The sequence below is a fragment of the Okeania sp. KiyG1 genome, assembly GCF_014132355.1.
Lineage (GTDB): Bacteria > Cyanobacteriota > Cyanobacteriia > Cyanobacteriales > Microcoleaceae > Okeania.
The window spans coordinates 1-15,354 of record NZ_BLZO01000147.1 but is presented as its reverse complement, the minus strand read 5'-3'; the positions used below and the strand labels follow the sequence as shown (position 1 = coordinate 15,354).

Below are 15,354 nucleotides of genomic sequence, written 5' to 3'. Positions count from 1 at the left end.
TAACAAAAGTAGAAGTAAAAGTACCACCACCGTCAGATGATGGGTCAAATCAAGTAGCTGGAAGAGTTATCTTCCTAGAAGGAGAGAATTTCGGCAATAATCTTGATGAGTTAGAAGTGAACTTCCATTTAGGAGACAAAGCTTATCCAGGTACAATTTTACCAGAATTGAGTAATCTAGCAGAAGGAAAAATTGCAGTAGTAAGCGACTATGTTCCCTATGGAGAAGCATCTGTTTCCGTAGAAAAAACCATCACCTCCATAATTGGCACCGAAACAATTGTTGAAACTGAAACGATACAGTTACCAGTAGAAGAGCGGGTAGAATTAGCCATGACAACCATGACATTTAGCAACCGAGTCAATCTGATTAATGCTCGCAACCCTCTAGAAGTAATTGCATCAAACGAATCATCAAGTCAAGACTTATTGTTAGCCAGCATTCCAGTAGGAAGTCGCCCTCGTTATACGGCAGCCACAAGTGAAGCATCCAGAGCTTATGTAACTTTGGAAGGAGGTAGCGCTCTAGCAGTGTTAGACTTGCAAGGATTTCGACAGTTGGATACTCAACCCGATGTGGAAGGAGTAAATCCCATTGCTTTGCCTGATGATTCTAGTCCGCGCCCTCTGATTATTGACCCCCTAGATAATTATGCTTATGTAGGTGATGGTAACAAGGGTCAGATTTATGTAATCGATATCAACCCCAATTCCCCTGATTATAATCAGCACGTTGAAACTATTGATGTTGGAGATGCACCCAGTGGGTTGAAGAAATTGGCAATTAGTAGTGATGGCAAGCGATTATTTGCTACGACTCCAGATGGAGGAACATCTAATGTGGGTCAGATTTTGGTGGTAAATATTGACCCAGAAGACCGTCCTGTAGGTGGTAGCGATAATGTGCGCAAGTGGCATCAGCAGATTGGAGCCATTGATGGTGGTCGTGGAACTGAGGGAATTACGGCTACTTCGGATGAGTTGAAGATGGCTTTTACTAATCGCTCTGACGAACCCAAGGGTTATGGGGTGTTGACTATTGTGAATAATGACCCTCTGAATTTTGAGGCCACGACCACTTATGCTCCGATGAGTTTGGGGCCATTTGATAGTTTTGATGTGAATGAAGCGGTGGATGTAGAGGTGATTTATGATGAGGTGACTGGTACTGATTATGCTTTTGTGGCTGGTTTCAATATGCGGAATTTTACCTTGAACTTCGGGAGTTTTGATGGTAAGAGTAATGTAGGAATTATTAAGGATGCTTTGGGGGATAATCCGCAGTTGGTGGCAGGAACGCAAAGGATTCCGTTTGGAAATACTAGCGATTTGGCTTTGTCTAGTGACAATCGATTTTTGTTTGCTGCTTATCCGGGGATAGAGAGTACTTTTGCTTTTGATGTCAGGGAGATGATTTCGACTATTAATGACCCGACTAAGCAGACTCAGTTGGAGACTCAGGCGATTGATGTTGTGAATCCGAATGTGAGTGTGGCTGCGGATTTGCAGGTGGTGAGTACGAATCCGTTTACGCGGGAGATTGAGTGGAAGGTGCCGGATGGTAGCGAGCGGGGTCCGATTTCTACGGGTACTTTGCCTTGGGGGGTTGAGATGGCGTCTAAGGGTACGTTGATATCTCTGGAGGAGCCAGATGGAGATGATTTAACGCCGACTTTGAAGTGGGAGATTTTCCGGCCTGGGAGCAAGTCGTCAGAGGATGATGATTGTGATTCTTGCTTGCTCGCGCCTGCAAAAGAAGAAGATATTAAGTCTGTCAAGTTGTATATGAGCGTGTTTCCTAAAGGTCAGGGATTGTTGCCTGGCGATGATTGGGACGAGCTTAAAGATAAGCCTGAGACGGATTTGAATCCCCAACGTATTTTGACTGCTAAGTGGGAGAATGGTGGATGGAAGTGGGTGCAGAACAACCAAGATATTCCCAATGCTTCTAATACTTTTCAACAATTTACTTTGCCTGACGAACGGATGTTAACAGGGGGTCAAACTTATCATTGGGCAGTGGAGGTCGAGTGGAAGGATGAGGTCAAAAATGCACCGGGTACTAGCTCGACTGTGACTGGTGATTTTGAGACTAATTTGCCGGAAATTAAGGATGGCAGCGACCAATTTAGTAGCGTGACCGTGTTGACGAGGGGTGTGATGCCACCAGAGTCTAAGTCTTTCACTCAGCAGACGGTGGATGCGATGGCGGAGCAAATGGAGGATGCTGGTGCTGCGGTGATGCGCTATGACGCCAAATCTGGAAAGTGGAATTCTGTAACTTACAATGATTCGATTAATGGGTGGACTGCTTCTCCTGTTTCTCCTGTTGAGGGTAAACCATTGGTGTTGTTGGCTGATTGGATGAATGGACTTGGTACGGATAATGGTAGTTTCCGAAGTGCTGGTGTGGCTGAAGCTGCTGCTGATGGTTTGTTCAGTTCTTTGGTGGATTTAGATTTTAAGTATGGTGGTACTGTTGGTGGTGATAGTTTGTATGATGAGAATGGGGATTTAATCCGCTCTCAGGGGGCGGTGTTTAATTCGCCGTTGCATTTTGTTGGTTTTGGTCAAGGTGCGGTGGTGAATACTGAGATTGTCCAACGTTTGGGTACTTATTTCCCTAATGCAGGTGGTAGGAACGCTGAAAATCGGGATTTGCATTTTACTACGGTCGATCCTTTTGAGTATAACCCGGAAACTGTGCCTCAGTTTGAGGATACTTTTGCTCGAATGCTCGACCCTGAGATTGTGATTTGGGATAATGTGACTTATGCGGATAATTATTATCAGCAACAGGGTAAAAATGGGGATAATGAAGTCATTAAGGGTAAGCCGTTGACTGGAGTGGATAATAATCAACAGACGGATAATAAGAATCACAGGGCGGATAATAGTCAAGAGTTGGAAAAGTGGGCTGGTTTTGACCCTGCTAAGGCATCGGATAATGCTCATCATGCTGCGGTGTCTTGGTATGGGGGTACTGCTAATTTGAATGAGAGTCAGATTCCACAGGTCAAGCAGCAGGTTTTCCGAAGGTTTGGGGATTTGTTGGCTGAGGGTTTTAGTTCGGATAAGAGTTGGTTTGTGCCCGGTCATATTAATGCTAATTTACCTCATGGTGATGAGAATGCGCCGTGGGAAGGTATTGGCACGGGTTGGTTTTATTCGGTTAATGGTGGGGGTAAGGATGTGCGTCCGTATTTTGTTGATGGTGAGAAGAAGAGTCGGGGAGACCTTGGGGGGTTTGAGGAGTTTCAGGATTATTTGAAGAAAAATCGGCGTTCTGTTTCTTATGATAATACTTATACTGGTGGGGATGTTGGTAACTCTTTGCGGGGTGACTTTGCGGTGCCGACTTTGTTTAATGGAAATTTTGATGTTGTTGGTGCCGAGTTCGATCCGACTGCTTCTATTCCTGGGTGGTCTGTTGATAGTGGAAGTAGTGTCAATGTGAATTCATTGCCAGAAAATTTAGTTGAATGGAGTAACATTGGTTTACCACAACGGTATCGACAGGGTGCTGGTTATAACGGAACTACAGCCAATTATGCCTTGAAACTAGACAGTAATTTCCAAGAAATCACTCATAACCCGTTTGTCATACCTGAATGGGGGAATTTAAGGTTTGATGTTTATGCCCCTGAAAAAAGTGGAAAGTTAAATATACAACTGGAAGTTGAAGGAGCTAATATACCAGTCAAGACCATAGATTTGGCTCTAGATGCTGGTACGGTTGCAGAAAATGATAAACAAAACGTTAGTGAAATCAAAAAAACATATGGAAAGAACGTTAACAGTATTGGATATGGAAGAGAGGGTGGATTTGAAACCTTCCAACTTCCCTTTCAAAAACTCTCTACCGATGAATGGAAGAAATTTATCGGAAAACCAGCTAAATTAACATTTACTTTGGAAGGTAATTCTGAAGTTTTCATAGACAATGTTTTCTTCAAAAGCGCTCATGTTAAGTTAGGAAATCCGACTAATGCACGATGGGATGCGACTCAAGAAACACCAACAAATTTGCTAGTAGAAAAACCAGGTTATACAGTTTCTTATAACACTCAAACCAAAACACCAAACTGGGTAAGTTGGCAGGTTAACAAAACATGGACTGTCCCAAAGAAAGCCAGACTGGGTGTTCAATTTATAGACGATCCTTTCTTTTCTTTGCAATCATCCAATCCTAATTGGCCAGAAGTAAATGGAACAATATTTACGGGCTTAGGGATGGATAGAGGTCATTTAATTCCAGACCGAGACAGAAACAGAAATGCAAAAGATACCATAGAAACTTACATGGGAAGTAATTTAATTGCACAATCAATGGACAATAATCGTAGGTTTAATCAAGTAAACCCACCTATTGGATCTGCTTGGTTTAACATCGAAAAATTGATAGGCAATGGTGTTGAAGCTGGAAAAGAATATTACGTTGTCGCTGGAAGTTTAGGTAACGACTGGAGTGTACAGAAAAAGAGTAATGCACCAGAACTTCTTGAGAACCCACTAAACCAGGGAGATACAAAACCTAAAAAATTCAAGAATAATATTTTCATTCCTGAATGGACTTGGAAGAGCGCGATCGCTTTACCGAAACCAGGTATGGAGGTTACATCAGAAGCAGAGGCATTTGTGTATATTACGCCCAATCACGCGGAACCAACAGACAATGAGTTGCCAATAAAACATCCACTCAATGACTTGTTGGACGAAGAACGTGGCTTTATAGAAAGTCGAGAGGAATGGAGAGATCCTGAAACTTGGAGGGTAAGTCTTCAACAACTTCAAGACCTTCTTAACAGCAGAAAAGACCCCAACAATCCTGAAGAAACTGACCCTCGTTTTAACTTCCAGTTTGATTTCCTTTCTCATATTACCAATCAAAGTGTTCAAGAGAAGCTGATGAAAGACGGAGAATATGTTATTTTTTAAGTGGCAGTATTTGCTAATTTAGAACCTTATCAGTTAGGCTTTTTGGAATGGTTTGTCGGAACAATTATCAAAAGTTGTTCCGACAATATCCATTATTTTACTGTTTACAAAAGTTTTTCAATATTTTTATTTGGTCTAACGGGATAATTGCTCGAACCTTGTAAAAAGAATCCGTCTTTTAAAGTTACATTGTGGAAGAAAGAATCTGATTCACCACTGCATCTTAATTCTGCACCTTGAAAGTTTACTTCAATGAAGTTAGTACAAGTGGTATCTGCACAGATTGTTGCTTCTCTCATATCAACATAAATAAAGCTAGCACTATTCAACTCGCAAAAACGTAGCCTAGCTCCTCTAAAGTCGCAATTTATGAATTTTGCTGCATCCCAATCCCCACTCAGGGTAGCATTACTCAAATTACAATTGCTCAAGTGAGCGCAAAAAAGATTAACATCTCGCAATTCAGCACCACTGAGGTCAACTCCGTGCAAAATCACTTTTTCAAAGTTTCTTTCCCCTGCTGCGTAGCGACTGAGAAGCTTTTTAGCGTCTAATCCTCTACTAGAATTGACGATCAGTTTCCCATCAGGTCTAGTGCTGTAATGAACAATAGGGTCTCTTGGTATTTTGATGTCAGTTAAATTAGCATTTCTCAGATTACTGCCAATAAATTTAGTTTCATCTAAATTAGCTCCACTCAAATTAGCTCCAGTTAGGTCAGAATTAGTAAAATCGGCACAAATGAGATTAGCTCCGCTCAAATTAGCATAACTCAGGTTTGTACCTATGAAATAGGTGTGCCGGAGACTAGCTTTTTTGAGATTAGCTCCACTCAAATTAGTATTTCCTATGTGCCCTTCTATTAATGCGTTTTCGAGATTAGCGCCACTTAAATTGAGATCCATCAGGAGGGCATCATAAAAATAACATTTTCTTAAATCTATACCCGAAAAATCTCTCTTACCATTTTCATACTGTTCTAAGAATTTCTCTTTAATTTGTCTTCTCGAAAAATTTCTCTTAACATTTTCATACTGTTCTAAGAATTTCTCTTCATCCATAATTGGTCTTTCAGTATAGCTACATCATTGACTATTGTAGATCGCAACGTTCCTAACTATCACAACTACGCTAATAAGTTAGATAAAAATTTCCTCAAAATTACCAAAGACTCCTTCGTAATTCCTAAGTGGGGAGCATTGAATTTTAACCTTCATGTTCCACCAGGAACAAACGATGCCAATTTAAAAGGCTCCGTGAAGGTGACTATTCAATCTGAAGATATTCCCGACCATACATTTACTGTCAACTTGAGCAGAGCAGAAGGTAAAACTGGTACATACGAAAGTGATACTCATCGCTTAGATTATGCCACAGTGGGATTTGAAACCTTTACGACTAATATACCTGAGGCTTTTCGTGGCCAAGTAGCAACGGTTACGTTTGAGCTAGAAAACCCTAATGATGAAACAACAGTTTATGTTGATGATATCAAAGCTAAGAGCGTTCACCTTAAGTTTGGCAATAATCCCAAGGGAGAGGCCAAGGAAGAAGCCAGATATGAGGATAAGCCTTACAGCGACAATAAGTTTGCAGAAAACTTGTTAGTCGAAAGACCGCAGTACACTTTGTCTTATAATGGCACAACCAAAACGGCAAATTGGGCTAGTTGGCAAATGAATAAATCCTGGAACTTTGCAGTACCAAAAGTGGGAGGTATTCAGAGAAGTGATGGCTACCAAGATAATACCCTTCCACAAGGTTTTACTTCTGGAGTTGCTCCTAGCATTTATAAAAACGCTCAAGTAGATGGTGTAAAATACGATCTAGGTCACTTAACTCCCCACCGAGAACGTCAAAGAACTCAAAAGGATGCTACTGCTGTGGGTCTACTCTCAAATATAGTTCCACAACAGAGTTTTAATAATCAAAGGGAGTGGGCGCGAATTGAAAACTATACAAAAAGACTTGTAGATGAAGGTAAGGAAGTTTACATTATTGCTGGCACTCATGAGATCAAAAAGGATGGTGAGGGCAATAATCTTAAATTACCAGAGACCAACGGTGTAGTTGATATTCCTGCTAATCTCTGGAAAGTGATGCTAGTACTAGACTCACCAGGTCAAGGAGTAGCGGATGTGACAACTAACAATTATGCTGTAGGTTTTTACTTAGAAAATAGGCAATATACCCAACCTAATAAAGGACAAAAAGTGAAATTAAACGATCATGTGAAAACTGTGAATGAAATTGAAGCACTAACTGGGTACGACTTCTTTTCTAATATTCCCTCGGATATTCAAGAAAAAATTGAAGATAAAATAGTCAAGTTTGATGACAAAAATAAACCGATAGAGATTATCGGCTAAATTTTTGAGGGATAAACAGAAGTAGGTTGTTCCCAGAACTAAATTAGTTTATATAAATGCTGGAGCGCCCGGCATTTATATTCTTTATTATTTAGTCTGGTTATTGCTAGTGATAGTTCCATCAGGCATGGTAGTGTTGTTAAGAATAGCACCTTCTAGGCGGGTATATTCAAAAGACTTAGCACCTGTTAAGTCAGCATTTGTCAGGTTAGCCCCTTCAAAGTCTGTGGCATAAAGATGAGCATCAATAAGTTTAGCATCAGTAAGATTAGCACCTTGTACTCCTGCTTGAAATAAACAAGCTCCACTCAAATCAGCTCCGATGAGAATAGTATCATCTAAACTAGCTTCATCAAGAGCTGCACCACTAAGATTGGCTCCCCTCATATTGACACCTGATAACCATGCTCCAAACATTTCTGCATTTCTGAGGTTAGCCCCACTGAAATCGCTGCCCTCAAAGTCTTCAGCAGCACCTAAGTCAGCCTCTTCTAAGCTAGCTTCACTTAAGTTGGCATAGCTCAGATCGGCTCCCAGTTGAGTATAATTTAAGTTAGCTCCTCTGAGATCGGCACCACTAAGATTGGCTCCATTCAAATTAGCAGAGGTGAAGTCAATATCTCTCAAATCTGCACCGCTCAGGTCAATATATTTTAAATCTAGTTCAGTAAAATTCCTTTCTCCAGCAGCGTATCGCCTTAGTAATTCTTGTGCGTCCATAAATTTTCTCCTGATCGAGCTTTTACATCATTAATTATAGTTACAAAAAACATGGGAAGTAATTTAATTGCACAATCAATGGACAATAATCGTAGGTTTAATCAAGTAAACCCACCTATTGGATCTGCTTGGTTTAACATCGAAAAATTTATAGGCAATGGTGTTGAAGCTGGAAAAGAATATTACGTTGTCGCTGGAAGTTTAGGTAATGACTGGAGTTCACAGAAAAAGAGTAATGCACCAGAACTTCTCAAAGAACCACTAAACCAGGGATATACAAATCCTCAAAAATTTAACAATAATATTTCAATTCCTGAATGGACTTGGAAGAGCGCGATCGCTTTACCGAAAGCGGGTATGGAGATTACATCAGAAGCAGAGGCATTTGTGTATATTACGCCCAATCACGCGGAACCAGAAGACAATGAGTTGCCAATAGAACATCCACTCAATGACTTGTTGAACGAAGAACGTGGCTTTATAGAAAGTCGAGAGGAATGGAGAGATCCTGAAACTTGGAGGGTAAGTCTTCAACAACTTCAAGACCTTCTTAACAGCAGAAAAGACCCCCAAAATCCTGAAGAAACTGACCCTCATTTTGACTTCCAGTTTGATTTCCTTTCCCATATTACCGATGGAGAAGTTAGAAAGAAACTGATGGAAGACGGAGAATATGTTCCTTTTTAAGTCGCAGTATTTGCTATTTGAAAACCTTATTAGTTAGGCTTTTTGAGGGATGGTTTGTCGGAACAATTATCAAAAGTTGTTCCGACAATATCTATCATTGCTGAGTTTTTTGCCAGTTCAAGAAGAAGTTACTGTTGATGGGCTACCAAAGCTCTCATGATAGAGATGAAGGGGGCGATTGGCACCATTACTACTTTACGATAGCTTCTCTTTTGGTCTGTGGGGATAATCACTCGGACCTTGTAAGAAGAATCCGTCTTCTAAAATCACATTATAGTAGAAAAGAGGTGATTCACTGTGACCGCTAAATTCAGCATCTTGGAAATTGACTCCAATGTAGCTTGTATAGCTGATATCTGAATAACCTTTTGCTCCTCTCATATCAGTATAGAGAAATCTGGCGCCCTTCAAATAGCAACAATCCAGTCTAGCTCCTCTGAGGTCGCAATTAATAAAGTGGACTCCATACCAGTCTCCACTCAGAGTAGCATTACTCAAATTACAATTGCTAAAGTGAGCCCAGTGCATATCCACATCTAGCAGTTCCACTCCACTAAGGTCAACTTGATGTAAAATCACCTTTTCAAAGTTTCTTCGCCCTGCTGCATAGTGACTGAGAAGTTTTTTAGCATCTAATCCTCTACTAGAATTGATGATTAGATTTCCATCTGGTCTAGTAGTGTAATAAACAATGGTTTCTTCTGTGGTTATGACGTCAGTTAAGTTGGCATTAGTTAAGTTAGCTCCAATTAATATAGTCCCGGTTAAATTAGCTCCAGTTAAATCAACTTCAGTTAAGTTTGCTCCAGTCAAATTAGCATAACTTAACTCAGCACCTGTAAGATTGGCATAACTGAAATTAGCATCAATTGCATAAGTCCCCCAAAAGTCACCACTTGGAAAACTCCCACAGGTTAAGTTGGCTCTATCCAAGTGAGTTTCTATAAAAGAAGCTGTTTGAAAATCTGCATTACTTAGATTAATACCTATCAAAATGCTGTCCGACAGATGACATTCTTCCAATTCCAAGCCGCTAAAATCGCGTTCTCCTGCTTCGTAGCGCTCCAGTAGTTCATGCAGTAGTTCATGCTCATACATAATTTGTCTCCGACATCACTCCTACAAATCTACCCTAACATGATAACCAAGGATTTTTCAACAAACCAGTAAAGTATAAGAAAAAGAGTTGGTTTGTGCCGGGTCATGTTAATGCTAATTTCCCTCATGGCGATCAGAAGGCGCCCTGGGAAGGTATTGGCACGGGTTGGTTTTATTCCGTTAATGGTGGGGGTGATGAGTTGCGATCGTATTTTGTTGATGGTGAGAAGAAGAGTCGGGGAGACCTTGGGAACTTTGAGGAGTTTAAGGAGTATTTGAAGGACAATCGGCGTTCTGTTTCTTATGATAATACTTATACTGGTGGGGATGTTGGTAACTCTTTGCGGGGTGACTTTGCGGTGCCGACTTTGTTTAATGGAAATTTTGATGTTGTTGGTGCCGAGTTCGATCCGACTGCTTCTATTCCTGGTTGGTCTGCCGATAGTGGAAGTAGTGTCAATGTGAATTCATTGCCAGAAAATTTAGTTGAATGGAGTAACATTGGTTTACCACAACGGTATCGACAGGGTGCTGGTTATAACGGAACTACAGCCAATTATGCCTTGAAACTAGACAGTAATTTCCAAGAAATCACTCATAACCCGTTTGTCATACCTGAATGGGGGAATTTAAGGTTTGATGTTTATGCCCCTGAAAAAAGTGGAAAGTTAAATATACAACTGGAAGTTGAAGGAGCTAATATACCAGTCAAGACCATAGATTTGGCTCTAGATGCTGGTACGGTTGCAGAAAATGATAAACAAAACGTTAGTGAAATCAAAAAAACATATGGAAAGAATGTTAACAGTATTGGATATGGAAGAGAGGGTGGATTTGAAACCTTCCAACTTCCCTTTCAAAAACTCTCTACCGATGAATGGAAGAAATTTATCGGAAAACCAGCTAAATTAACATTTACTTTGGAAGGTAATTCTGAAGTTTTCATAGACAATGTTTTCTTCAAAAGCGCTCACGTTAAGTTAGGAAATCCGACTAATGCACGATGGGATGCGACTCAAGAAACACCAACAAATTTGCTAGTAGAAAAACCAGGTTATACAGTTTCTTATAACACTCAAACCAAAACACCAAACTGGGTAAGTTGGCAAGTTAACAAAACATGGACTGTGCCTGGGAAAAGAAGACTGGGTATTGAATTTATAGACGATCCTTTCTTCTCTTTGCAATCATCCCCTCCTAATTGGCCAAAAGTAAATGGAACAATATTTACGGGCTTAGGGATGGATAGAGGTCATTTAATTCCAGACAGAGACAGAAACAGAAATCCAAAGGATACCATAGAAACTTACATGGGAAGTAATTTAATTGCCCAATCAATGGATAATAATCGGTTGTTTGATCCAGACGCAAACCCAGCACCTGCATCTGCTTGGTTTAACATCGAAAAAATGATAGGCAATGGTGTTGAGGCTGGAAAAGGAAAAGAATATTACGTTGTCGCTGGAAGTTTAGGTAACGACTGGAGTGTACAGAAAAAGAGTAATGCACCAGAACTTCTTAAGAACCCACTAAACCAGGGAGATACAAATCCTCAAAAATTTGTGAATAATATTTCAATTCCTGAATGGACTTGGAAGAGCGCGATCGCTTTACCGAAACCGGGTATGGAGATTACATCAGAAGCAGAGGCATTTGTGTATATTACGCCCAATCACGCGGAACCAGAAGACAATGAGTTGCCAATAGAACATCCACTCAATGACTTGTTGAACGAAGATCGTGGCTTTATAGAAAGTCGAGAGGAATGGAGAGATCCTGAAACTTGGAGGGTAAGTCTTCAACAACTTCAAGACCTTCTTAACAGCAGAAAAGACCCCCAAAATCCTGAAGAAACTGACCCTCATTTTGACTTCCAGTTTGATTTCCTTTCCCATATTACCGATGGAGAAGTTAGAAAGAAACTGATGAAAGACGGAGAATATGTTCCTTTTTAAGTGGCAGTATTTGCTATTTGAGAACCTTGTCAGTTAGACTTTTTGAAGAATGGTTTGTCGGAACAATTATCAAAAGTTGTTCCGACAATATCTATTATTTTACTGTTTACAAAAGTTTTTCAATATTTTTATTTGGCCTGTGGGGATACTCACTCGGACCTTGTAAGAAGAATCCGTCTTTTAAAATCACGTTATAGTAGAAAAGAGGTGATTCACTGTGACCGCTAAATTCAGCATCTTGAAAATTGACTCCAATGTAGCTGGTATAGCTGATATCTGAATAACCTTTTGCTCCTCTCATATCAGTATAGAGAAATGTGGCGTTCTTCAAATAGCAGCAATCCAGTCTAGCTCCTCTGAGGTCGCAATTAATAAAGTGGACTCCATACCAGTCTCCAGTCAGGGTAGCATTACTCAAATTACAATTGCTCAAGTGGGCGCAAGACACATTCACATCCCGCAATTCAGCACCACTGAGGTCAACTCCGTGCAAAATCAGGTTTTCAAAGTTTCTTTCCCCTGCTGCGTAGCGGCTGAGAAGCTTTTTAGCGTCTAATCCTCTACTAGGGTTAATTATTAGCTTCCCATCGGGTCTAGTGCTGTAATGAACAATAGGGTCTCTTGGTATTTTGATGTCAGTTAAGTCAGCATTTGTGAGATTACTGCCAATAAATTTAGTTGCATCTAAATTAGCTCCACTCAAATTAGCTCCAGTTAGGTCAGAATTAGTAAAATCGGCACAGATGAGATTAGCTCCGCTCAAATTAGCATAACTCAGGTTTGTACCTATGAAATAGGTGTGCCGGAGACTAGCTTTTTTGAGATTAGCTCCACTCAAATTAGTATTTCCTATGTGCCCTTCTATTAATGCGTTTTCGAGATTAGCGCCACTTAAATTGATATCCACTAGGAGAGCATCAAAAAAATAACGTTTTCTTAAATCTATACCCGAAAAATCTCTCTCACCATTTTCATACTGTTCTAAGAATTTCTCTTTATCCATAATTTGTCTTCAATATAGCCACATCATTGACCATTATAGTTAGGTTGAGCTGTGGAGTTGCAGGTAGTGATGACAAATCCAATCAGGAGTAACTGGCAAGAATTTACTTTGAAGATACAAGACCTGGAAAACCTTCTTAACAGCGATAATACGATTAAAAATAACGATGGAACTTCTCAGTTTAAATATGAGTTTTTAACATCTAACGTACCTGAGTCTCTAGTTGAAGACATTAAAGGTACAAATAAAATCATTTATCCTAGATCTTAGTAAGAAAGTCTAGTAGTAGTTAACTTAAGGACATTATGCAAAGAGGAGATTCGTTCCAGGGCAGTCTCCTCTTTGTTACTTGTGCGACAGCTTGGGAAACAGATATCCCTGCTAGTAGCTTATATCATGTCCGGATAATTAGTGATAAAAAACTTACTCCTCTTCCCTCCTGATTCCTGTAGGGACGTTGTATGCAACGTCCCTACCTCCTGACTCCTCACTCGTTATTTATAAGTATTCAACCGGACATGATATTACATGGTTGAGAATTTACTATATTCAAACAGTCCGACAACTACCATCTTCCATAATTGTGTCCTTGAAAATGCAATCTTCAAAAGTATCATATGCATTGCCACCTATAAAATTTGCTCTGGTTAGATTGCAACCAATAAAATGTACTGCCCCAAAATGATTGTAGCTTAAATCTATCCCCGTGAAATTGCAATTTTCAAAAGTGACTGCATCTGCCGACCCCCCCCCTCCAGTTAGCTTCTTGGAAATCGCAATCGCTAATTATAGACTCAAAAAATTTCACCCTAGTTAGATTGGCATAGCTAAAGTTTACCTGACTAGAGAGAATTACATCTAGGTAAGCACTTTTCAGACTTGCTCTACAAAAATTAGCTCCTTCTAATCTAGCACCGCTCAAGTTGACGTTATTCAAATTAGCTCCTTCACAATTAGCATTTTTCAGATTACAGCCATCCATATTTGCACGCCTTAAATCTGCTTTATTCAAGTTTGCTCCTCTTAAAGAGCATTGGAGATTCGCATTCATCAAAAAAGCACCACTCAAATCAGCATTTTCCAAATCGACACCACTTAAATCAAATCCCTCAAAATCAAAATTACTTAAATCAACCCCTGGTGCTAATAAAATTGCTTGCTCAAGCTGCCTGACATCTGATATACCTGTTTTCGGAGTGTAGAATGCCCGAGCGAAAATAGCCCCCTTGAACTTAGCTCCCTGAAAGCGAGCGCGAATCAAATTGGCTCCATAGAAATTGGCTCCACTAAAATCACTTCCCTGTTCAAATTCACCTTCAATATAGGCATTTCTGAAATTAGCATCACGAAAATTACCACCAGTGAAGTGAACCTGAGAAAAAGTTGCTCCCTCTAAGTTGGCTTCACTCAGATCGATACCACCATGATCGACTACACATTGAAATTCAGCACCGCTTAGATTCGCCCACCTCAAACAAATTCCATTAAAAGTACATAGATATAACCTGGAATTGCTTAAATTAACTTCGCTCAAGTCAATGCCACTTTCATTGGTGAAATCAGTGTCACCATCTGCCACGATCTCGACTCCTGCAAAATCTCTTTCTCCTGACTCATAACGTCTGAGTAATTCTTGTGGTGTTATTAATGTTCTACTCTTGTATCTAGAAACTTTTTGATTAATACTTCCATCTGGCATGATAGTATCATTAAAAATAGCCCCATCAAAAAATACTTCTTCTGCATCAGCACCTGTCAGATTAGCATGATTTAGATTGGCATCCTTAAAGCTGGTTTCTTTAAGAGTAGCTTTTCTGAGGTCGGCATTTGTTAGGTCAGCATCACGAAATTCCGCACCACTCAAATTAGCCCCTATTAACACGGCATTTTTCAAGCAAGATTCATTCAAATTAGCACCGCTAAGATTGGCTCCAGTTAAGTTGGCCTCTTCTAAAGATGAAGCATCTAAATCTACGTTTTTCAAATTAGCACCACTAAGGTTAGCACCTGTCAAATCGATGGAACTCATATTTGAGAACTCTAAATCTGCTCCTTCTAAGTTAGCTCCGTTCAAGACCGTCGGTAACCAAGCTCCTTTAAGATTTGCCCCCGTCAGAGCGATTCCAGTAAAGTCTTCCCTACCTTCCCTGACAAGTTCTAGAAATTCTTGTGCGTCCATAAATTATCTCTCAATATAGCCTTACACCATTAATTATATAACTGACAGGGGTGAGAGTTGGTTTGTACCCATGTTAAGGCTGACTTCGCTCTAGGAGATACCCTAAACCAGTATTAATAAACGCAGCCGAAAAATCAGTAACAGCAATCACTATTCCCCAAGTAGGACTACCTTACGAAACTGAATCTGGCGTACAGCTAAACCCAGGACAATTTTGTTGCAGTTCCCTAACAGTAGATTTGCCTACACCACCCGCTCCCGACGCTTTATATCATGTCCGGTTAAACAGTGATAAATAAATAACTACGGAGGAGTCAGGAGTCAGGAGTCAGGAGGAAAGAGGGAAGAAAGAATAACAACAGAAGAAGAAGGAGAAAGTTTTTTTATAACTAATTATCCGGACATG

At 40.2% G+C, this 15,354-nt stretch carries 11 protein-coding genes; 5 read left to right on the top strand and 6 right to left on the bottom strand.

The window, feature by feature from the left end:
- On the top strand, window positions 1-4,937 hold a 4,937-nt coding region (locus SAGCYANO_RS34255), incomplete at its 5' end, for a DNA/RNA non-specific endonuclease (protein WP_202224132.1).
- 104 nt (window positions 4,938-5,041) lie between these two features.
- On the opposite strand, the gene SAGCYANO_RS34250 is transcribed toward SAGCYANO_RS34255, so the two are convergent.
- On the bottom strand, window positions 5,042-5,998 hold the full coding sequence (locus tag SAGCYANO_RS34250) for a pentapeptide repeat-containing protein (RefSeq protein ID WP_202224131.1): 957 nt from the start codon (window positions 5,996-5,998) through the stop codon (window positions 5,042-5,044).
- Window positions 5,999-6,025: 27 nt separating this feature from the next.
- On the opposite strand from SAGCYANO_RS34250, the gene SAGCYANO_RS34245 reads away from it, so the two are divergent.
- On the top strand, window positions 6,026-7,306 hold the full coding sequence (locus SAGCYANO_RS34245; protein WP_202224130.1) for a DNA/RNA non-specific endonuclease: 1,281 nt from the start codon (window positions 6,026-6,028) through the stop codon (window positions 7,304-7,306).
- An 87-nt stretch (window positions 7,307-7,393) separates the two neighbouring features.
- Here SAGCYANO_RS34245 and SAGCYANO_RS34240 read toward each other — a convergent pair whose 3' ends face one another.
- Window positions 7,394-8,026 carry a pentapeptide repeat-containing protein gene (locus tag SAGCYANO_RS34240; RefSeq protein ID WP_237396967.1) on the bottom strand — a complete coding sequence of 211 codons (633 nt, stop codon included), beginning with the start codon at window positions 8,024-8,026 and terminating at the stop codon, window positions 7,394-7,396.
- Window positions 8,027-8,077: 51 nt separating this feature from the next.
- Between SAGCYANO_RS34240 and SAGCYANO_RS34235 the strand changes: the two genes are divergently transcribed.
- On the top strand, window positions 8,078-8,713 hold the full coding sequence (locus SAGCYANO_RS34235; RefSeq protein ID WP_255502819.1) for a DNA/RNA non-specific endonuclease: 636 nt from the start codon (window positions 8,078-8,080) through the stop codon (window positions 8,711-8,713).
- A gap of 195 nt (window positions 8,714-8,908) precedes the next feature.
- On the opposite strand, the gene SAGCYANO_RS34230 is transcribed toward SAGCYANO_RS34235, so the two are convergent.
- The gene (locus tag SAGCYANO_RS34230) at window positions 8,909-9,811 is read right to left on the bottom strand and encodes a pentapeptide repeat-containing protein (RefSeq protein ID WP_202224128.1); all 903 of its coding nucleotides are present in this window, start codon (window positions 9,809-9,811) and stop codon (window positions 8,909-8,911) included.
- Window positions 9,812-9,906: 95 nt separating this feature from the next.
- On the opposite strand from SAGCYANO_RS34230, the gene SAGCYANO_RS34225 reads away from it, so the two are divergent.
- Complete coding sequence (locus SAGCYANO_RS34225; RefSeq protein WP_202224127.1) at window positions 9,907-11,766, top strand: DNA/RNA non-specific endonuclease; 1,860 nt, start codon at window positions 9,907-9,909, stop codon at window positions 11,764-11,766.
- Between the two features lie 106 nt (window positions 11,767-11,872).
- On the opposite strand, the gene SAGCYANO_RS34220 is transcribed toward SAGCYANO_RS34225, so the two are convergent.
- Window positions 11,873-12,769 (bottom strand): pentapeptide repeat-containing protein, encoded by an 897-nt coding sequence (locus tag SAGCYANO_RS34220; protein ID WP_202224126.1) that lies wholly within the window; start codon window positions 12,767-12,769, stop codon window positions 11,873-11,875.
- Between the two features lie 69 nt (window positions 12,770-12,838).
- On the opposite strand from SAGCYANO_RS34220, the gene SAGCYANO_RS34215 reads away from it, so the two are divergent.
- Entirely contained in the window at window positions 12,839-13,039 is a 201-nt protein-coding gene (locus SAGCYANO_RS34215) for a hypothetical protein (RefSeq protein ID WP_237396966.1), read from the top strand.
- A gap of 279 nt (window positions 13,040-13,318) precedes the next feature.
- Here the strand turns inward: SAGCYANO_RS34215 and SAGCYANO_RS50940 are convergent, their stop codons facing one another.
- Window positions 13,319-13,543, bottom strand: a complete 225-nt coding sequence (locus tag SAGCYANO_RS50940; protein ID WP_375340048.1) for a pentapeptide repeat-containing protein — start codon at window positions 13,541-13,543, stop codon at window positions 13,319-13,321.
- Entirely contained in the window at window positions 13,491-14,948 is a 1,458-nt protein-coding gene (locus tag SAGCYANO_RS34205; protein WP_202224124.1) for a pentapeptide repeat-containing protein, read from the bottom strand. Before SAGCYANO_RS34205 ends, SAGCYANO_RS50940 begins: the two co-directional genes overlap by 53 nt.
- Window positions 14,949-15,354: the final 406 nt, after the last annotated feature.